16 protein-coding genes and 1 pseudogene are annotated in these 18,366 nt (G+C 73.0%); 13 read left to right on the top strand and 4 right to left on the bottom strand.

Annotated features, from left to right (window positions below; all coding sequences use genetic code 11):
• From sucB to ABT232_RS37765, 6 genes and pseudogenes are all read left to right on the top strand, one after another.
• Positions 1-1,118 (top strand): annotated as a pseudogene (sucB, locus tag ABT232_RS37790) (2-oxoglutarate dehydrogenase, E2 component, dihydrolipoamide succinyltransferase); the annotation flags it as partial.
• 218 nt (positions 1,119-1,336) lie between these two features.
• Positions 1,337-1,960, top strand: a complete 624-nt coding sequence (locus tag ABT232_RS37785) for a GntR family transcriptional regulator (protein WP_351849177.1) — start codon at positions 1,337-1,339, stop codon at positions 1,958-1,960.
• A gap of 28 nt (positions 1,961-1,988) precedes the next feature.
• On the top strand, positions 1,989-3,080 hold the full coding sequence (locus tag ABT232_RS37780) for an ABC transporter permease (protein ID WP_450872104.1): 1,092 nt from the start codon (positions 1,989-1,991) through the stop codon (positions 3,078-3,080).
• Between the two features lie 280 nt (positions 3,081-3,360).
• Positions 3,361-6,075: a pyruvate dehydrogenase (acetyl-transferring), homodimeric type gene (gene aceE, locus ABT232_RS37775; protein WP_351849174.1), complete on the top strand. Its 2,715-nt coding sequence runs from the start codon at positions 3,361-3,363 to the stop codon at positions 6,073-6,075.
• 57 nt (positions 6,076-6,132) lie between these two features.
• A complete protein-coding gene (locus tag ABT232_RS37770; RefSeq protein WP_351849171.1) occupies positions 6,133-7,116 on the top strand; it encodes a helix-turn-helix transcriptional regulator in 984 nt (327 codons plus the stop codon).
• Positions 7,117-7,171: 55 nt separating this feature from the next.
• Positions 7,172-7,690, top strand: coding sequence for a DUF4240 domain-containing protein (locus ABT232_RS37765; RefSeq protein ID WP_351849168.1), 519 nt, complete (start codon positions 7,172-7,174; stop codon positions 7,688-7,690).
• Here the strand turns inward: ABT232_RS37765 and ABT232_RS37760 are convergent.
• The gene (locus ABT232_RS37760) at positions 7,680-7,958 is read right to left on the bottom strand and encodes a hypothetical protein (RefSeq protein WP_351849165.1); all 279 of its coding nucleotides are present in this window, start codon (positions 7,956-7,958) and stop codon (positions 7,680-7,682) included. The two genes, ABT232_RS37765 and ABT232_RS37760, sit on opposite strands and share 11 nt — an antisense overlap.
• Positions 7,955-8,884: a peptidoglycan recognition protein family protein gene (locus ABT232_RS37755; protein WP_450872105.1), complete on the bottom strand. Its 930-nt coding sequence runs from the start codon at positions 8,882-8,884 to the stop codon at positions 7,955-7,957. Before ABT232_RS37755 ends, ABT232_RS37760 begins: the two co-directional genes overlap by 4 nt.
• Positions 8,885-9,074: 190 nt before the next feature.
• On the opposite strand from ABT232_RS37755, the gene ABT232_RS37750 reads away from it, so the two are divergent.
• Positions 9,075-10,259 carry a MarP family serine protease gene (locus ABT232_RS37750; RefSeq protein WP_351849163.1) on the top strand — a complete coding sequence of 395 codons (1,185 nt, stop codon included), beginning with the start codon at positions 9,075-9,077 and terminating at the stop codon, positions 10,257-10,259.
• A gap of 87 nt (positions 10,260-10,346) precedes the next feature.
• On the opposite strand, the gene ABT232_RS37745 is transcribed toward ABT232_RS37750, so the two are convergent.
• Entirely contained in the window at positions 10,347-10,844 is a 498-nt protein-coding gene (locus tag ABT232_RS37745; RefSeq protein WP_450872106.1) for a GNAT family N-acetyltransferase, read from the bottom strand.
• Positions 10,845-10,907: 63 nt separating this feature from the next.
• On the opposite strand from ABT232_RS37745, the gene ABT232_RS37740 reads away from it, so the two are divergent.
• The gene (locus ABT232_RS37740) at positions 10,908-11,804 is read left to right on the top strand and encodes a TIGR01777 family oxidoreductase (RefSeq protein ID WP_351849157.1); all 897 of its coding nucleotides are present in this window, start codon (positions 10,908-10,910) and stop codon (positions 11,802-11,804) included.
• 164 nt (positions 11,805-11,968) lie between these two features.
• The gene (locus ABT232_RS37735) at positions 11,969-13,348 is read left to right on the top strand and encodes an NAD(P)/FAD-dependent oxidoreductase (protein WP_351849154.1); all 1,380 of its coding nucleotides are present in this window, start codon (positions 11,969-11,971) and stop codon (positions 13,346-13,348) included.
• A gap of 190 nt (positions 13,349-13,538) precedes the next feature.
• Here ABT232_RS37735 and ABT232_RS37730 read toward each other — a convergent pair whose 3' ends face one another.
• Positions 13,539-14,972 (bottom strand): NsdA family TPR-like regulatory protein, encoded by a 1,434-nt coding sequence (locus ABT232_RS37730; protein WP_351849151.1) that lies wholly within the window; start codon positions 14,970-14,972, stop codon positions 13,539-13,541.
• A gap of 231 nt (positions 14,973-15,203) precedes the next feature.
• Here ABT232_RS37730 and lipB point away from each other — a divergent pair, with 231 nt between their 5' ends.
• The 4 genes from lipB (at position 15,204) to ABT232_RS37710 (ending at position 18,294) form a co-directional block, all read left to right on the top strand.
• A complete protein-coding gene (lipB, locus tag ABT232_RS37725; protein WP_351849180.1) occupies positions 15,204-16,004 on the top strand; it encodes a lipoyl(octanoyl) transferase LipB in 801 nt (266 codons plus the stop codon).
• 73 nt (positions 16,005-16,077) lie between these two features.
• Positions 16,078-17,043 (top strand): lipoyl synthase, encoded by a 966-nt coding sequence (gene lipA / locus ABT232_RS37720; protein WP_351849149.1) that lies wholly within the window; start codon positions 16,078-16,080, stop codon positions 17,041-17,043.
• A 275-nt stretch (positions 17,044-17,318) separates the two neighbouring features.
• Complete coding sequence (locus tag ABT232_RS37715; protein ID WP_351849147.1) at positions 17,319-17,519, top strand: SCO2195 family GlnR-regulated protein; 201 nt, start codon at positions 17,319-17,321, stop codon at positions 17,517-17,519.
• Positions 17,520-17,589: 70 nt separating this feature from the next.
• Positions 17,590-18,294: a DUF4191 domain-containing protein gene (locus tag ABT232_RS37710; protein WP_351849145.1), complete on the top strand. Its 705-nt coding sequence runs from the start codon at positions 17,590-17,592 to the stop codon at positions 18,292-18,294.
• The last annotated feature ends 72 nt before the right edge of the window (positions 18,295-18,366 follow it).

The raw sequence follows: 18,366 nt of genomic DNA, 5'->3' as shown, positions 1-18,366 counted from the left end.
CATCGCTCCGACCGCCGCGTCCAGCGCCTTGCCCTTGCCGAAGCGGCCCAGGGCGACATCGATGCCGGAGGGCAGGGTGACGCCGGTCCGGTCCGCCCGCGGCCCCGGCGCCCGCCCCGGCCGCTCCGGCCCCGGCTCCGGTCACCCCGGCCCCGGCCGCTCCGGCCGCCGCGCAGGCCACCGACGAGGGTGCGTACGTGACCCCGCTGGTGCGCAAGCTCGCCGCCGAGCACGGTGTCGACCTGGGTGCCGTCAAGGGCACCGGCGTCGGTGGCCGTATCCGCAAGCAGGACGTCGTCGCCGCCGCCGAGGCCGCCAAGGCCGCTGCCGCTCCGGCTCCGGCCGCCGCCGCCCCGGCTCCCGCCGCGAAGAAGGCTCCGAAGCTGGAGGCCTCCCCGCTGCGCGGCCAGACCGTCAAGATGCCGCGCATCCGCAAGGTCATCGGCGACAACATGGTCAAGGCCCTGCACGAGCAGGCCCAGCTGTCCTCGGTCGTCGAGGTCGACGTGACCCGCCTGATGCGCCTGCGCGCCCAGGCCAAGGACTCGTTCGCCGCGCGTGAGGGCGTCAAGCTCTCCCCGATGCCCTTCTTCGTGAAGGCCGCGGCCCAGGCGCTGAAGGCCCACCCGGTCATCAACGCCAAGATCAACGAGGCCGAGGGCACGATCACCTACTTCGACTCCGAGAACATCGGTATCGCGGTGGACTCCGAGAAGGGTCTGATGACCCCGGTCATCAAGGGCGCCGGCGACCTGAACATCGCCGGTATCGCCAAGGCCACGGCCGACCTGGCGGGCAAGGTCCGCGCCAACAAGATCACCCCGGACGAGCTGTCCGGCGCGACCTTCACCATCTCCAACACCGGTTCGCGCGGTGCGCTCTTCGACACGATCATCGTGCCGCCGGGCCAGGTCGCGATCCTCGGCATCGGTGCCACGGTGAAGCGTCCGGCCGTCATCGAGACGGAGGAGGGCACGGTCATCGGCGTCCGCGACATGACGTACCTGACCCTGTCCTACGACCACCGTCTGGTGGACGGCGCCGACGCCGCGCGTTACCTGACCGCGGTCAAGGCGATCCTGGAGGCGGGCGAGTTCGAGGTCGAGCTCGGCCTGTAACCCCCAGGGGTCTGCGCAGGGGATGCCCCCGTCCGGAGCTTTCCGGGCGGGGGCATCCTTGTCAGGGGCGTCGCTCTCGGCCGGCGGGGGGCGTGTAAGCCTCGTCTCACCTGCGTGAAAGCGCCCCCGTGCGCGGCTCCGCGGCGCGCTCGCGGCCGTATTGTCTAAACGTCGAACGCCCCCGGGGCCGATGGGCGGCCCCTGCTTAAGGAGCACTCATGACCGCGCCCGTCGTCCACTCGCTGCGCGAACAGATCCGCGAGCACATCGTGGAGGGGATCGTCAGCGGGCGCTGGAAGCCGGGCGAGCGGATCGTGGAGCGGCGGATCGCCACCGAGCTGGAGGTCAGCCAGACGCCGGTGCGGGAGGCGCTGCGCGAGCTGGAGTCGCTGCGGCTGATCGAGTCGGCGCCCAACAAGGGCGTGCGGGTGCGCAACCTGACGGCGGCGGACCTGGAGGAGAGCTACCCGGTGCGGGCCGGCCTGGAGGCGATCGCCGCGGAGCTGGCGGCGGCGCGGCTGGCCGAGGACTGCTCGGCGCTCGAACCGCATGTCACCGCGCTCTACGACGCCGACCGCAACGCCGACGGCACCGCCCAGGTGCGGCACACCGTCGGCTTCCACCGGGAGCTGGTGCGGGCGGCCGGCAACTCGGTGCTGCTGCACACCTGGGAGGGCCTGGGCATCGAGGTCTTCACCGCGCTGTCCATCCGCTGGCTGGGGACCGTCCAGCAGTCGTACGCCGAGGAGCACGAGGAACTGCTCGCCGCGTTCCGCCGCCGCGACCCGCGTATCGCCGACATCGTCAAGTCCCACGTGCTGGGCTGCGCCCCGCGAGCCTGAGCCGCACCCGTGCCCTAATGTGACCGGCATGTCCGACATGCCGTCCCGCGAGAGCGACCGGTCGCCCGCCCCCGGGCAGCACTGGACCCGTTTCAAGGAGTCGCCGTTCCTGCCGGCGACGGTGCTGGTGCTGATCCTCGGCGCGGCGGCGGGCCTCTTCGCCTGGTCGTACACGTACGCCATGGCGAACCCGACGCCGCGGTCCATCCCGGCGGCGGTGGTGGGCTCGTACCAGCAGCAGCGGGGCCAGGCCTTCCTCGATGGCATGGAGGAGGCGCTGGACGCCTCCGTGAAGGTGCACGCCTACGACAGTCCGGCCGACGCCCTGGCGGCGGTGGAGGAGCAGAAGGTCTTCGGCGTCTTCGAGGTGCGCGACGGCGGCCGGGCGGTCACCCTCGACGTCTCCGCGGCGTCCGGCGCCTCGGTCGCCGAGGTCCTGTCCGAGGCGGCGCTGGAGGTCGGCGAGCGGACCGGGGTGTCGGTGACCGTCCGGGACGTCAAGCCGCTCCAGCCGGGCGATCCGCGGGGGCTGGCGATCTTCTACATCTCGCTGGCGGCCGTGATCATCGGCTTCGTCGGGTCGATCCAGCTGAGTGTGCACGCGCGGGCGCTCAACCCGCTGGAGCGGATCGCGTTCACCGCGGCCTACGCGCTGCTCGGCGGCTTCGCCATCGCCGCGGCGGTGGACTGGCTGCTCGGCACGCTGGATCTGCCGTTCGTGGAGTCGTGGCTGATCCTGGCGCTGACGATGTTCACCAGCGGCATGGTCTTCACCCTGTTCAACACGCTGATCGGCCGCTGGGCGATGCTGCCGACCTGGGGCCTGATGGTGCTGGTGGGCAACCCGTCCTCGGGCGGCGCGGTGTCCTGGCCGCTGCTGCCGTCCGCGCTCGGCGCGATCGGCCGCTGGCTGCCGCCCGGCGCCTCGGTGAACGCCCAGCACACGGCCGTGTACTTCGCCGGCCACCAGCACGCGTTCCCGTTCCTGGTGCTGGCCGGCTGGTCGCTGCTGTCCTGCGGGGTCTTCCTGAACTGGTCCCACCGCCACCCCGGCGGCCGGGAGAAGGCTCCGTCACGGACGGCCGACGCGGCACCCGCGAACCCCGGTGCCACCCCCTGAGAGGCCCCGTACAGCGGAGCGAAGCCATGCTCAAACGCGCCTCGACCTGCGAGAACGGGGCTTTGGGGCGTCACCCGGTGCCACGGACCAAGGCACCGCGTGCCTACTTTCTCGTGATCAAGAGATTTTCCAGGGCAACCCTTTGATCGATCATCGATCAGGGGGTTACAGTCACCGACGGGCTCCCACCGGAGCCTCAAGCCCTGTCCTGCCAAAGACCAAGGGCACCCCCGAACCCTTACAGATGAGGGAACCCCCTTCGACTGAGGAAGGCGGCGACATGACCGACCCCAAAGCCATCCAGCCGAGCGAGCTCGACCAGCTCCCGGACCGCGACCCCGAGGAGACCGCCGAATGGCAGGCCTCACTGGACGCGGTCGCCAAGGCGGCCGGCCCGCACCGTGCCGCATACCTGATGCGGCGCACGCTGGAGCGCGCCGAGGGCGCCGGCATCGCGCTGCCGAAGCTCCTCGAGACGGACTACGTCAACACCATCCCCACCGCCGCCGAGCCCGCCGCTGAGGGCGACGAGGCGCTGGAGAGCCGGATCACCGCCTGGAACCGCTGGAACGCGGCCGCCATGGTGACCCGCGGCTCGAAGTACGGCGTCGGCGGCCACATCGCCACCTTCGCCTCGGCCGCCTGGCTCTACGAGACCGGCTTCAACCACTTCTTCAAGGGCAAGGACTCCGGAGAGGCCGCCGGCTCCGGCGACCAGCTCTACATCCAGGGCCACGCCTCCCCCGGCATCTACGCCCGCGCCTTCCTCGACGGCCGCCTCACCGAGGCCCACCTCGACAACTTCCGCCGCGAGTCGGGCGGCGACGGCCTGCCGTCGTACCCGCACCCGCGCCGCCTGCCCTGGCTGTGGGAGTTCCCGACCGTCTCCATGGGCCTCGGCCCGCTCTCCGCGATCTACCAGGCGCGCTTCAACCGCTACCTGACCAACCGCGGCATCAAGGACGTCTCCGCCTCCCACGTCTGGGCCTTCCTCGGCGACGGCGAGATGGACGAGCCGGAGTCGACGGCGGCGCTCGCGCTGGCCGCGCGTGAGGAGCTGGACAACCTCACCTTCGTCATCAACTGCAACCTCCAGCGTCTCGACGGCCCGGTCCGCGCCAACTTCAAGATCGTGCAGGAGCTGGAGGCCCAGTTCCGCGGCGCCGGCTGGAACGTGATCAAGACGCTGTGGGGCTCCGCCTGGGACGAGCTGTTCCAGCTCGACACCACGGGCGCGCTCGTACGCCGCCTGCGCGAGGTGCCCGACGCGCAGATCCAGACGTACCAGACCCGCGACGCCGCCTACATCCGCCAGGACTTCTTCGGCAAGGACCCGGCGCTCGCCGAGATGGCGAAGCTGCTCTCCGACGACAAGATCCTGGAGTGCTTCCACCTCTCGCGCGGCGGCCACGAGTCCCGCAAGGTGTTCGCCGCGTACAAGGCCGCCGTCTCGCACAAGGGCGCCCCGACGGTGATCCTGGCCCAGACGGTCAAGGGCCACACCCTCGGTGAGGGCTTCGCGTCGAAGAACGCCAACCACCAGATGAAGAAGCTCTCGGTGGACGAGTTCAAGACCATGCGCGACCTGCTCGACCTGCCGATCAAGGACAGCGACTTCGTCGACGGCGTGGTCCCCTACGGCCACCCGGGCGCCGACTCCCCCGAGGTCCGCTACCTCCAGGAGCGCCGCGCCGCCCTCGGCGGTCCGGCCCCGGCCCGCCGCGTCCACCCGGTCGCGCCGCTGCCCGCGCCCGCCGACAAGGCCTTCGCCTCCTTCGACAAGGGCTCCGGCTCGCAGAACGTGGCGACCACCATGGCCTTCGTCCGCCTGGTCAAGGACCTGGTCCGCGACAAGGAGACCGGCAAGCGCTGGGTGCCGATCGTCCCGGACGAGGCCCGCACCTTCGGTATGGAGAGCCTCTTCCCGTCCCTCGGCATCTACTCGCCGAAGGGCCAGACGTACGAGCCGGTCGACCGCGACCAGCTGATGTACTACAAGGAGGCCCAGAACGGCCAGATCCTCAACGAGGGGATCACCGAGGCCGGTTCGATGGCCGACTTCATCGCCGCTTCGACGTCGTACGCGACGCACGGCGAGGCGATGATCCCGTTCTACATCTTCTACTCGATGTTCGGCTGGCAGCGCACGGCCGACCAGATGTGGCAGCTCGGCGACCAGCTCGGCCGCGGCTTCCTGGTGGGCGCCACCGCCGGCCGCACCACGCTGACCGGCGAGGGCCTCCAGCACGCCGACGGCCACTCCCCCGTCATCGCCGCGACCAACCCGGCCGCGCTGACGTACGACCCGGCCTTCGCCTACGAGATCGCCGTCATCGTCAAGGACGGTCTGCGCCGGATGTACGGCGAGGCGGCCCCGGGCGAGGACCCGAACGTCTTCTACTACCTGACCGTCTACAACGAGCCGATGCCGCAGCCCGCCAAGCCGCAGGGCCTCGGCATCGACGAGGGCATCGTCAAGGGCCTGTACCGCTTCAACACGGCGGAGTCCGCCGGTGTCCAGGTGGCCGCCGCGAACGCGCCGCGCATCCAGCTGCTGAGCTCCGGCACGGCGATCCACTGGGCCCTGGAGGCGCAGAAGCTGCTCGCCGAGGAGTGGGGCGTGGCCGCCGACGTGTGGTCCGCGACCTCCTGGAGCGAGCTGCGCCGGGACGCTCTGGAGGCCGACGCGGCGCTGCTGCGCGGCGAGGAGCGGGTGCCGTTCGTCCGCCAGGCGCTCCAGGGCGCCGAGGGTCCGGTGCTGGCGGTCTCCGACTACATGCGCCAGGTCCCGGACCAGATCGCGCAGTGGGTCGAGCAGGACTGGTCCTCGCTCGGCGCGGACGGCTTCGGCCTCTCCGACACCCGCGAGGCGGCCCGCCGCCACTTCGGTGTGGACGCCCCGTCGATCGTCGTCGCGGCCCTGGCCCAGCTGGCCCGGCGCGGTGAGGTCAAGGCGACCGCCGTGAAGGAGGCGCGCGTGCGCTACGGCCTGTAAGGCAGGTTCCGTCAGGAGGCCCCCGCTTCGGCGGGGGCCTCCTGCATGATGTGCTGCATGCGCGCTGCCCGGCTGATCAAGATGGTGCTGCTGCTCCAGTCCCGGCCCTCCATGACCGCCGCCGAGCTGGCCCGGGAGCTGGAGGTGTCGGAGCGGACGGTCACCCGGGACGCGCAGGCGCTGTCGGAGGCGGGCGTCCCCGTCTACGCCGACCGGGGGCGGACCGGCGGCTACCGGCTGATCGGCGGCTACCGGACCCGGCTGACCGGGCTGCACCGCGGTGAGGCGGAGGCGCTGTTCCTGTCCGGGGTGCCGGGGGCGCTGCGCGAGATGGGGCTGGAGGACGCCGCGTCGGCGGCCCGGCTGAAGGTGTCGGCGGCGCTGCTGCCGTCGCTGCGGGACGCCTCGCACGCGGCGGCGCAGCGGTTCCACCTGGACGCGCCGGGCTGGTTCAGGGAGCCGCGGACGCCGGAGCTGCTGCCCGCGGTGGCGGACGCGGTGTGGGACGACCGGCGGGTGACCGCCCGGTACCGGCGCGGGGAGACCCAGGTCGAGCGGCGGCTGGAGCCGTACGGTCTCGTGCTGAAGGCGGGCGTCTGGTACCTGTGCGCGCGGGTCGCCGACGCGGGTGTCCTCCGGACGTACCGCATCGACCGGTTCACCGCCGTGGAGCCCGGCGAGGACCGCTTCACCCGGGACCAGGAGTTCGACCTGCCCGGGTTCTGGGAGGAGCAGGCGGAGCGGTTCGCGCGCTCACTGCTGCGCGCCGAGGTCGTGGTCCGGCTCTCCGCGGAGGGGACGCGCCGGCTGCCGCACGTCGTCGATCCGCTCTCCGCCCGGGACGCCCTGGCGGCCGCGGGCGAGCCCGACCCGCGGGGACGGGTCACCGTCACCCTGCGCGTGGAGTCCGAGGAGGTCGCGCACACCCAGCTGACGGCGCTCGGCCCGGAGGCGGAGGTGCTGTCGCCGGCGTCGCTGCGGGAGCGGCTGGCGGCCGACGCGCGGCGGCTGGCGGAGCTGTACCGGCACCGGGACCCCTGAATCCGCCGCACTCCGGGGTGCGTCGCCCTGCCGGAGGGCAGATGCTGGAGCGGTGATGGACGAGACGGAGTTCTGGGAGCTGGTCGACACCACCCGCGAGGCCGCCGAGGGCGACCCGGAGGAGCAGGCCGATCTGCTCGTGGAGCGGCTGCTCCGGCTCGACCCGGAGGCCGTCCTCGACTTCGCCCGTCACTTCGAGGCCCGCTACAACCGCGCCTACCGCTGGGACCTGTGGGGCGCCGCCTGGGTGCTGCTGGACGGGGCCAGCGACGACGCCTTCGACTTCTTCCGCTGCTGGCTGATCGGCCAGGGCCGCGAGGTCTTCGAGGGCGCCCTGCACGACCCGGACACGCTCGCCGACCTCCTGGACGACTTCGACGAGGAGATCGACGGCGACGGCGAGGACCTGGGCTACGCGGCCGACGAGGCCTACGAGCAGCTGACCGGCACGGTCGCCCCGGACCTCGGCATCGCGCCGGCGAGCTCGGAACCGGCGGGCACCCCGGTCGACTTCGAGGACGAGCGGGCGCTCTCCGAACGCTATCCCCGCCTCTGGTACCGGTTCAGAGAGTGACCCGCTGACGGCCGCGGTCCGTGGCGCCGCCCGTGCCGCCGGACGACGGCAGGTGGGCCCGTGCCTGGTCCGCGCGCACCGGCGGCTGCTCGTGCGGCGGTGCGGCGTTGGCCCGGTCCAGGGCGGAGGCGGTGGCCGCGGCCGGTCCCAGGACGACCGTCGCGACCGCGCAGAGCACGGTCCAGGGGCTGCGCACCGCGGCCGCCCAGCCGCTCCCCCGCTCCCGCTCGGCCGGGACGCGCGTGACGGTCGTAGGACTGATGTTCATGATCCCCACCTCAGGTCGGCTCGATGATCCGACGGTAGGGCCGCGGCCTCGGTACGCCCTGCGGGTGGGCTGTGCCCTTGCTGTGGTTCCCCCGGGCGGCCCTGGAGGCGGGCCGCCGCCGCGCGGATCTCCGGCAGGCGGGCGGAGAGCGCGGCGCCGGGGCAGCTGGTCATGTAGCCGTCGTTGTGCCCTGCGACGGCGGGCAGGACGGCCGGGGTGCCGGCGGCGTAGCGGCTGCCGCTGTTCGAGGAGACGAGCCGGACGCGGGCCCGCGGATCGGTGCCGGACAGGCCGAGCTTCCAGGCGGCGACCGCGGCGATGGCGTCGGTCATCACGCGCGGCACCTCGACGCCCGCCGTGAAGGTGCCGACGGCGGCGATGCCGACGGTGCGGTGGTTGAAGCCCTGGGTGTGGGCGCCGGTGACGGCCCGGGTGACGCCGCCCGCGCGGCCCTCGTAGACGGTGCCGCAGCGGTCGACGAGGAAGTTGTAGCCGATGTCGTCCCACTGCCGGGCGCCGGTCTGGCCGGTGTAGAGGTCGCGGATGATGCGCGGGGTCTCGGCGCAGTCGTAGGCGTTGGGCGAGTCGGTGTGGTGGACGAAGACCGCGACGACCTTGTCGTCGTAGCGGGCGGGCGGCTGCCGGGCGGGTGCGGTGCTGCCGGCCTCCAGCCACGCGGAGCGGGGCAGGATGGCGGGCCGGGGCGCGGTGTGCGCGGCGCTCGGGCGGTGCGCGGCGGAACCGCCGGCGCGGCTCGCGACGACATCCTCGACACCGCTCGCGCACAGTGCCAGCACCACCGCGGCGGTGACGCCGGGGAGCGCCCGCAGCGCCGTCAGGGCCGGTCCGGGCAGACGTACCGCCCGCCGTCGTGCTCCCCGTGTCCTGGGGGATCCGCGCCCGACACGTCTTCGCAAGACACGCATGGTTCCCACTGTCGGGGCGATCCGCTCCGCCCGCGATGTGTGCTGTGCCACCCGGTGGAACCATCGTCCCGGTCCGCGGCGTTTTCCGGGGTACACGCACGCGGGGCCGCCCGTTCCGGGGCAAAGCGCGCGTGGCTGATCACCGGGCCCGTCCCCCACGTATCAGGGGTCCGAGAGAAAGGCGGCCGACGTGGACCTGCTCGACCTCCTGCTGGCGCTGGCGATCCTCGTCTACGCCGGCTCCGGATACCGGCGCGGACTGGTGGCCGGCTGTGTCTCGCTGGCCGGGTTCGTGGGCGGCGCGGCGATCGGGGTGTGGCTGCTGCCGTGGACGACGGACCTGGTGGCACCGGGCGGCACGGCGGCCACGGTGACGGCGGTGCTCACCGTGCTGGTGCCGGCGGCGGTGGCCCATGAGCTGGCGGGGCGGCTGGGCCTGCGGCTGCGGCGGGAGCTGGAGCGGGGGCCGCTCCGGGTGGCCGACGGGGTCGGCGGGGCGGTGGCGAACACGGTGGCCGTGCTGATCGTGGCGTGGGTCGCGGCGAGCGTGCTGGCGGCGTCCTCGTCCACGCTGCTGTCGTCGGCGATCCGCGACTCGCGGGTGCTCGGGGCGGTGCAGCAGGCGATGCCGGACACCACTCCGGCCTGGTTCTCGCGGGCCACCTCGGCGCTCGCCGAGGCGGGCTTCCCGCAGGTCTTCAACCCGTTCGAGAGCGAGTCGACGGCCGAGGTCGCCGAACCCTCCGGGGACGACGTCACGGAGCGGGCCACCGCCGCCGCCCGGCGCGGCACGGTGAAGGTGGAGGGCGTCTCCGGCACCCAGGGCCGCGAGGGCAGCGGGTTCGTGTACGCGGCGGAGCGGGTGATGACCAACGCGCATGTGGTGGCGGGCATCGACGAGCCGACCGTGCGGGTCGGCGGGGTCGGGCCGGCGTTCGAGGCCCGGGTGGTGCTGTTCGACCCGGACAAGGACGTGGCCGTGCTGTACGTGCCAGGTCTGCGCGCCCCGGTGCTGCGCTTCGACGACGACGCGGCGCGCGGCGACGGGGCGGTGGTCGCCGGTTATCCGCAGGACGGCGGGCTGGACCTCCAGGCGGCGACGGTGGCGAACCGGGTGCGGGCGACGGGGCGGGACATCTACAGCGAAGGGGCCGTGACCCGGGAGATCTACTCGATCCGCTCGAACGTCCGGCCAGGCAACTCCGGCGGCCCGCTGCTGACCACCGAGGGCCGGGTGTTCGGGGTGGTGTTCGCCCGCTCCACCTCCGACCCCGAGACCGGCTATGTGCTGACGGCGGCCGAGGTCGCCGCCGACGCGGAGCGGGCGGCGCGGGCGACGGCCCCGGTGGACACGGGCGAGCTGATCACCTCGTAACGGCGGCACCACCACGGCCGCTCGGACCGCACAGGGCGTACAGGCCGCTCGGGCCGCTCGGGCCGTTCTGGCCGCTCGGGCCGCCGTTCACAGGGAGCGGCCCATCAGTACGTCGTCCACGTACGCCCCGTCCAGCAGGAACTCCTCCGGCAGGACACCCTCCACCACGAACCCCTCCGACTCGTACAGCTTGCGGGCGGGGGTGTTGTGGCCGAGGACGCGCAGGGTGACGCGGCGGGCGCCGAGCCGGCGCGCCTCGTCCTGCGCGGCCCGCAGCAGCGCCCGGCCGACGCCCGCGCCGCGCGCCGCGTCGGCGACGGCCAGCCCCTGGATCTGGCGGACGTGCGCGTTGCACGCCAGCGGTGTGGGCAGGCCCAGCCGGATGTAGCCGACGACGGCGCCGTCGAGTTCGGCGACTAGGTGGTCGCGCGGCCCGCACCGCTCGCTGAAGAAGGGCGGATGGGGCGGCTCGGGCCGGGGCTGGACGGCGTGCACGGGGGACCAGACGTCCCGGTCGAGCCGGGCCAGCGGCTCCTCGTCGGCGAAGGTGGCGTGGCGTATGTACGGAACCGGCATGAGCGTCACTGTACGGCGGCGGTACGGGTGCCCGTCCGCGGTTTTCCGGGGCGCTCCCGGCAGGATGGGCGCATGGAACCTTCCCGAATCGCGGTGGCCGGCGCGTCCGGTCTCATCGGTGACGCTCTGGTGCGCTCCTTGCTCTCGGACGGACACGAGGTGGTGCGGCTGGTGCGCCGTCCGCCCCGGTCCGCCGACGAGGCGCGGTGGGAGCCGGAGCGGCGGCAGGTGGATCCGGCCGTGCTCGCCGGGTGCGACGCCGTGGTGAACCTGGCGGGCGCGGCGATCGGTGACCGCCGCTGGACGGACGCGTACAAGGCGCGCATCCGCTCCAGCCGGGTGGACGGCACGGCGGCCCTGGCCCGGGCGGTGGCGATGCTGGACCGGCCGCCGCGGGTCTTCCTCAACGGCAGCGCGATCGGCATCTACGGCGACACCGGGAGCCGGCCGGTCGACGAGGACAGCCCGCCGGGCACGGGCTTCCTGCCGGAGGTGTGCGTGGAGTGGGAGCAGGCCGCCGCGCCGGCGCGGGAGGCGGGCGTGCGGACGGTGTTCGCCCGGACCGGTCTGGTGGTGGCCCGCGAGGGCGGCGCGTGGGGGCGGCTGTTCCCGCTGTTCCGGGCCGGGCTGGGCGGACCGCTGGGCGGCGGCCGGCAGTACTGGTCGTTCATCGCGCTGCACGACGAGGTGGCCGCGCTGCGGCATCTGCTGGACCGCGCGGACCTGTCCGGTCCGTTCAACCTGACGGCCCCGGAGCCGGTGACGAACCGTGAGGTGACGGAGGCGATGGGCCGGGTGCTGCGCCGGCCGGCCGTGTTCGCGGTGCCGGCGCCGGTGCTGCGGGCGGTGCTGGGCGAGATGGCCGGGGATGTGCTGGGCAGTCAGCGGGTGCTGCCGAAGCGGTTGTCGGAGTCCGGGTTCCGGTTCGCGTTCCCGACGATCGAGGCGGCGATCCGCGCGGCGAGGTGAGTGCGGGCCGGGCGACCGTATGCGACCACCGTGCGACCGTGCCCTGTCGATGCGCGACTGTCCTTGACCGAGCCCCGCCCTAACCTCGACCCGAACTCGGGTATCCCTGGAGCCGGTTGAGGGCATGACCTCTCCACCGGCCGCGCAACCTCTAGGAGGGGCACGTGCTTCAGCCCGCGTTTCAGGCCGATGTCGTCGTGGTGGGGGCCGGGGTCGCCGGTCTCTCCGCGGCACTTCGTTTGACCCATGCAGGAGTGACGACCGTGGTCCTGGAGGCCGGCCCGTGTGTGGGCGGGCGGATGTCCACGGACAAGATCGACGGCTTCCGGCTCGACCGTGTCGGACAGCTGCTGTTCACGTCGTATCCGGAACTACGGCTGACCCCCGGCCTCGAGGCGCTGTCGCTGCGGCTGTTCGCCCCGGGCGTGCTGCTGCACAGCGACGGCCGCCGGCACCGCGCGGGGGCCCCGGTCGCCGGACGGAGCGCGAGGGGCGCACTCAATGCCGTACGCGCCCTGGCAAGCGCCCCCAGGGCGACGCCCGTCCGCGGTCGGGGGAGCGTGGTGCCGCCACCCCGGAACCGGTCGACGGCCCCGCTGGGCGGTGCCGTCGACCAGGCCCGGCTGGGCAGCGCGCTGGCCCGGCTCGCGGGCACCCCGCCGACGCGGCTGCTGGCCCGGCCGGAGCTGCCGGCGGGGCAGGCGCTGGCCGCCCGGGGACTGCCCTCCCGTACCGTCGACGGCTTTCTGCGGCCGCTGCTGGCCGCGTTGCTGTGCGATCCGGAGCTGACCACGTCCAGCCGGTGCGCGGACCTCGCGCTGCGGGCCTTCGCCGCCGGGCGGACGGCCGTGCCGGAAGGCGGGGCCGAGGTGCTGCCGGAGCTGCTGGCGCGCGGGCTGCCGCCGGGCAGCGTGCACACCGGGGTGCGGGTCACCTCGGTCTCCACCACCTCGGTGACCACCGCCGAGCACGGGGAGTTCCGCTGCCGGGCGGTGCTGCTGGCCACCGACGCGCGCAGCGCGGCCGAGCTGCTGCCGGGGCTCAGGGTGCCGGACTTCCATCCGGTGACCGTCGTCCACCACACCACCGACGAGCCGCCGGCCACCGGCGCGGCGCTGCTGCTGGACGCCGACCGGGGCGGACCGGTGGCACACACGGCCGTGATCAGCGCGGTCGACCCGAGCCGGGCACCGGCCGGCCGGGCACTGATCTCCTCGACCGTGCTCGGCACGCCGCCCGCCGACGTCGACACCGCCGTACGCCGGCACCTGGCCCGGCTGTACGGCGCGCCGACGGCGCGCTGGGAGACGCTGGCGGTGCACCACACCGCCGAGGCGGTGCCCGCGATGCGGCCGCCGCACGATCTGCGGCGGCCGGTGCGGCTGCTGGCCGGGCTGTACGTGTGCGGCGACCACCGCGACACCAGCACCGTCCAGGGCGCGCTGCACTCGGGGCACCGCGCCTCGGCGGCGATCCTGGCGGACCTGGGGGCGGCCGGGTCGATGCACACGGCGGACCCGGCGCCCACGGCCCGCGCGGCCTAGGTCGTGTCCGCACAGTCCCTTCGTCCGCCCGGAGGGCGGGCCTGCGGCGTCAGGTGCGTGCTCTCGGCGTGCCGGCCCCAGGCCCTCGTACGGGACGTACTCGGGTCCGGGGCCGGTGCGGCGGGAGTGCGTGCATGGCGTCGCGCGGCAGAGGTGAAGTGTCGGACAGGCCCTGGGCGGGCTCCCGCGCTCAGCCCAGGGCCGCGACCCGGTCGCGGTAGGACCGCACGGGTGCCGCGTCCTTGTACGGCTCCAGCCGGCGCTCGAAGTCCTTGACGTACTCCACCGCCCGGACCGACCGCATCTCCGCCGCCTGCCCGGCCGCCTCGGCGGCCAGGGTGCAGGCCTGGTCGAGTTCGCCGAGGCCGAGGCGGGCGGTGGCTAGGACGATCCGGCAGAACAGCCGGCTGCGGGCGTAGGAGGGGGCCCGCAGCTGGAGGGAGCGCTCGGCGTGCTGGGCGGCGGCGCGGAACTGCTGGAGGTCGCGGTGGCAGTGGCCGAACTCGTCGGCGAGCTGCGCCTCGTCGAAGCTGCGCGCCCAGTGCGGCAGCTCGTCCCCGGGCCGGGCCGCCTCCAGCGCGCGCTCGGCGCGGACCAGGGAGGCGGTGCAGGCCCGTACCTCGCCCAGCACGCCGTGCCCGCGCGCCTCCGCGGCGTGCAGCAGCGCCTGCACGACCGGCGGCGCCGAGCCGCCGACCCCCTGCTGGGCCACCCGCGCCAGCTGCACGGCCTCCCGCCCGTGCCCGAGGTAGACGGCCTGCCGGCTCATGGTGACCAGCACGTACGAGCCGTACGCCCGGTCCCCGGCCGCCTGCGACAGCCGCAGCGCCTGGACGAAGTACCGCTGGGCGAGACCGTGCGCGGCGATGTCGTACGACGTCCAGCCGGCCAGCCGGGTGAGGTCGGCGGCGGCGGCGAACAGCCGACGGCCGGTCTGCTCGCCGTAGGTGCCGCGCAGCATCGGCTCGCACTCGTGCTCCAGGTAGCGCACCAGCGCCTGCCGGGCGTGGCCGCCGCCGTAGGCGTCGTCGAGGGTGCGGAACAGGTCTCCGACCGAGCGCAGGGCGGCGATGTCGCCGCCGGTGACCCGGTGCCCGGGGCCGCGGTCGACGCCGCGCTGCCGGGGCACCGCGGGGCGGCCCTGGCTGGGCACGCGGGGGGTGTCGGTGCCGCGGGCGACCTTCTCGTCGGAGCGGCCGATCAGCCAGTCCCGGCTGGGCACCACGAGCCCGGCCGGGGTGAAGGCGATCTTGCGCAGTTCGGCATGGCTGCCGGAGTCCTTGCGCCACAGGCCGCTGACGATGTCGACGGCCTCCTCGGGTCCGGCCGCGAACTCCAGTCCCGCGTAGACGGGGGCGCAGGCGTCCAGGCCGAGGTCCTGAGCGGTGAGCCGGCGGCCGAGGCGGCGGGTGAACACCTCGGCGATCAGCGCGGGAGTGGTGCCGCGGGGCTGCTGTCCGCGCAGCCAGCGGGTGACCGATGTCTTGTCGTATCTGAGATCGAGCCCGTGCTCCAGACCGAGCTGATCCACTCGACGGGCCAGACCTGCGTTGGAGAACCCCGCTTCTGCGATGAGCGCGGCGAGCTGGCGGTTGGGGGTGCGCTGCGCGGGTCGTTCCGTCATCTGCGGTGCGATCTCCTGCCTCCGGGCCTCTGAAGTGCCCGGACTGCCTGTGAGCAGCCCTTATGGCCTCGTGAACGGCGCGAATGTAGCGGAGAGTAAGCGCCCCATCGCACACTTCGACGTTCATTCATCCGATCGTGTGAGGATTGCCCCAGAGGCTGACGCGCCGCACGGAGTCGTACAGTGGCGTGGGTGCGTTTCGTGCCTTACGACTTCGAGGAGGCGCTTGCCGTGAGTGAGCTGCGGTTCGTCCGTATGGGGTTCGGTCCGGACATGGTCGACTACCAGGTCGCCTGGGACGAACAGCGTCGCGTGCACGCCGCCCGTTTCGCGGACGAGACGCCGGACACCTGCCTCCTCCTGGAGCACCCGCCGGTCTACACCGCCGGCCGCCGCACCGCACCCGAGGAGCGCCCGCTCGACGGGACGCCCGTGATCGACGTGGACCGCGGCGGCAAGATCACCTGGCACGGTCCCGGCCAGCTCGTCGGCTACCCGATCCAGAAGCTGCCCCGCCCGGTCGACGTCGTGGCCCATCTGCGCCGCCTGGAGGAGGCGATGATCCGGGTGTGCGCCGAGTTCGGTGTCGAGACCTCGCGCGTCGAGGGCCGGGCCGGCGTCTGGGTGCTGGGCGACCCGGTCGAGGAGCGCCCCGCCCTCGGCGGGCTCACCCTCGACTTCGATCCGCGCAGCACCGACCCGGAGTTCGACCCGCGCCTCAACGGCCCCGAGTACGCGCCGTCCAACGCCGGCCAGCGCCGCGAGGACCGCAAGATCTGCGCCATGGGCATCCGCGTCGCCAAGGGCGTCACGATGCACGGCTTCGCCCTGAACGTGAACCCGGACACCTCCAACTTCGACAAGATCATTCCCTGCGGCATCCGCGACGCGGGCGTGACCTCACTGTCGTACGAACTCGGCCGCGAGGTCACCATCGCCGAGGTGCTGCCGGTGGCCGAGCGCCACCTGAAGGACGTACTGGAGAACGCGGACCTCAGGCCCCGGGCCGTCGAGAAGGCGCCGGCGGCCTGACGCGGCACCGGGCATTCAAAACCACGGGCGTACCCTTGAGGACGCCGAAGAATCAATCGCTAGGGAGCCGGTCGTGTCCGCAGTCGCACCCGACGGACGCAAGATGCTGCGCCTGGAGGTCCGCAACAGCCAGACCCCCATCGAGCGCAAGCCCGAGTGGATCAAGACCCGGGCGAAAATGGGCCCCGAGTACACGAAGATGCAGAACCTGGTGAAGGGCGAGGGCCTGCACACCGTCTGCCAGGAAGCCGGCTGCCCCAACATCTACGAATGCTGGGAGGACCGCGAGGCCACCTTCCTCATCGGCGGCGACCAGTGCACCCGGCGCTGCGACTTCTGCCAGATCGACACCGGCAAGCCCGAGGCCCTGGACCGCGACGAGCCGCGCCGCGTGGGCGAGTCCGTGGTCACCATGGACCTGAACTACGCCACCATCACCGGCGTCGCCCGCGACGACCTGGAGGACGGCGGCGCCTGGCTGTACGCCGAGACCGTGCGCCAGATCCACCAGCAGACCGCCGGCCGCGAGGCCGGCCGCACCAAGGTCGAGCTGCTGGCCCCCGACTTCAACGCCGTCCCGGAGCTGCTGCGGGAGGTCTTCGACTCCCGCCCCGAGGTCTTCGCGCACAACGTCGAGACGGTCCCGCGGATCTTCAAGCGGATCCGCCCCGGCTTCCGCTACGAGCGCTCGCTGAAGGTGATCACCGAGGCCCGCGACTTCGGCCTGGTGACCAAGTCGAACCTGATCCTCGGCATGGGCGAGACCCGTGAGGAGGTCAGCGAGGCGCTGAAGCAGCTGCACGAGGCCGGCTGCGAGCTGATCACCATCACCCAGTACCTGCGCCCGTCCGTGCGCCACCACCCGGTGGAGCGCTGGGTCAAGCCGCAGGAGTTCGTCGAGCTGAAGGACGAGGCCGAGCAGATCGGCTTCTCCGGTGTGATGTCCGGCCCGCTGGTGCGGTCCTCGTACCGCGCCGGACGGCTCTACCAGATGGCCGTCGAGAAGCGCGGAGAGTACATCGCCGCCCAGGCGGTCTGAGGTACGACTGTGTGACCGCCGACCGTGTGAATCGGCGCACAAGCTCTTTACTGGCCAGTAGCGCCGGATCCGCCGCGGCCCCGACCGTCCTCGCAGATGAGGACCCCGGTCGGGGCCGCGGCGTCGTTCCGGGCCCTCCCATCCCCCGGTAATCCGCCGGTATCGAGGCTTCATTGGCGTTTGACCGGTCGGTCACGCCCTGGTAACACCAATCAGTGACCCTGGTTTCACACCCTGTGCATCCACGCCTCGGGCCTTACAAGGGGGATCCCACGATGCAGGCCGCGCCCGTACGGGCCACCGCGATTCCGTCCTTCACCGACGCCCTCCGTGCGGTCGAGTCCCTGCTCATGAGCAGCGGCCAGCGCACCGCCCGGCGCAACGCCTGGAACTCCGTGCTGGAGGACCGCCGCCGCGCCAAGGACCGGGTGGAGGCCGAGCGCGTCCTGGAGCAGGCGTACGCCGCCCGTCCCTGATCGCGTGCTCCTGGTAACCGCCGGGGCACTGCCGTCGAAGGCGCTCCAGGAGCCACGTAGACTTCGTGGCATGGCGAGGAAGGACACGGCAGCGGACGACGCTGCGAACCCCGGGCGACTGAAGCAGATCGCTCTGACCTACAAGATGACCCGCAGGGCCGACAAGAAGATCGGTCTTGTACTCGCGGCTGTCGGAATCGTCACCTTCGGTGTCTTCCTCGCGATCGGTTTCTTGATCGGTCACCCCATCTATCTCGGCATCCTGGGCCTGCTGCTCGCCTTCCTCGCGACGGCGATCGTGTTCGGGCGCCGGGCCGAGCGGGCGGCCTTCGGGCAGATGGAGGGCCAGCCGGGCGCCGCAGCGGCCGTGCTGGACAACATCGGCCGAGGCTGGACGACCACCCCCGCGGTGGCGATGAACCGCAGCCAGGACGTGGTGCACCGGGCGGTCGGCAAGGCCGGCATCGTGCTGGTGGCCGAGGGCAACCCGAACCGGGTCAAGAGCCTGCTGGCCGCCGAGAAGAAGAAGATGAACCGCATCGTCGCGGACGTCCCGGTGCACGACCTGATCGTCGGCACCGGCGACGGCCAGGTCGAACTGAAGAAGCTCCGCACCACCATGCTGAAGCTGCCGCGGGTGCTGACCGGTCCGCAGGTGACCGCCACCAACGACCGGCTGCGCGCGCTGGGCGACCTGATGAGCAACATGCCGCTGCCCAAGGGGCCGATGCCGAAGGGCATGCGCCTGCCGAAGGGCGGACCGAAGGCCCGCTGACCTCCCACCTACGACGAAGGGGGCGCCCGGAGATCTCCGGGCGCCCCCGGAGTGCGGGGGGGGTGGTCTCGG

This window comes from Streptomyces sp. NPDC001532, assembly GCF_040298625.1.
Taxonomy (GTDB): Bacteria; Actinomycetota; Actinomycetes; order Streptomycetales; family Streptomycetaceae; genus Streptomyces.
Note: the sequence above shows the minus strand (reverse complement) of the source record. Positions and strands in the feature narration are given on the sequence as shown.

Excerpts from the sequence above, each read along its gene's own strand:
- ABT232_RS37765 (WP_351849168.1), top strand. The coding sequence starts at position 7,172 with ATGGACGAGACGGAGTTCTGGGAGCTGGTCGACACCACCCGCGAGGCC.
- ABT232_RS37770 (WP_351849171.1), top strand. The coding sequence starts at position 6,133 with ATGCGCGCTGCCCGGCTGATCAAGATGGTGCTGCTGCTCCAGTCCCGG.
- ABT232_RS37740 (WP_351849157.1), top strand. The coding sequence starts at position 10,908 with ATGGAACCTTCCCGAATCGCGGTGGCCGGCGCGTCCGGTCTCATCGGT.
- aceE (WP_351849174.1), top strand. The coding sequence starts at position 3,361 with ATGACCGACCCCAAAGCCATCCAGCCGAGCGAGCTCGACCAGCTCCCG.
- ABT232_RS37730 (WP_351849151.1), bottom strand. The coding sequence starts at position 14,972 with ATGACGGAACGACCCGCGCAGCGCACCCCCAACCGCCAGCTCGCCGCG.
- ABT232_RS37715 (WP_351849147.1), top strand. The coding sequence starts at position 17,319 with ATGCAGGCCGCGCCCGTACGGGCCACCGCGATTCCGTCCTTCACCGAC.
- ABT232_RS37785 (WP_351849177.1), top strand. The coding sequence starts at position 1,337 with ATGACCGCGCCCGTCGTCCACTCGCTGCGCGAACAGATCCGCGAGCAC.
- ABT232_RS37760 (WP_351849165.1), bottom strand. The coding sequence starts at position 7,958 with ATGAACATCAGTCCTACGACCGTCACGCGCGTCCCGGCCGAGCGGGAG.
- ABT232_RS37780 (WP_450872104.1), top strand. The coding sequence starts at position 1,989 with ATGTCCGACATGCCGTCCCGCGAGAGCGACCGGTCGCCCGCCCCCGGG.
- ABT232_RS37755 (WP_450872105.1), bottom strand. The coding sequence starts at position 8,884 with ATGCGTGTCTTGCGAAGACGTGTCGGGCGCGGATCCCCCAGGACACGG.
- ABT232_RS37710 (WP_351849145.1), top strand. The coding sequence starts at position 17,590 with ATGGCGAGGAAGGACACGGCAGCGGACGACGCTGCGAACCCCGGGCGA.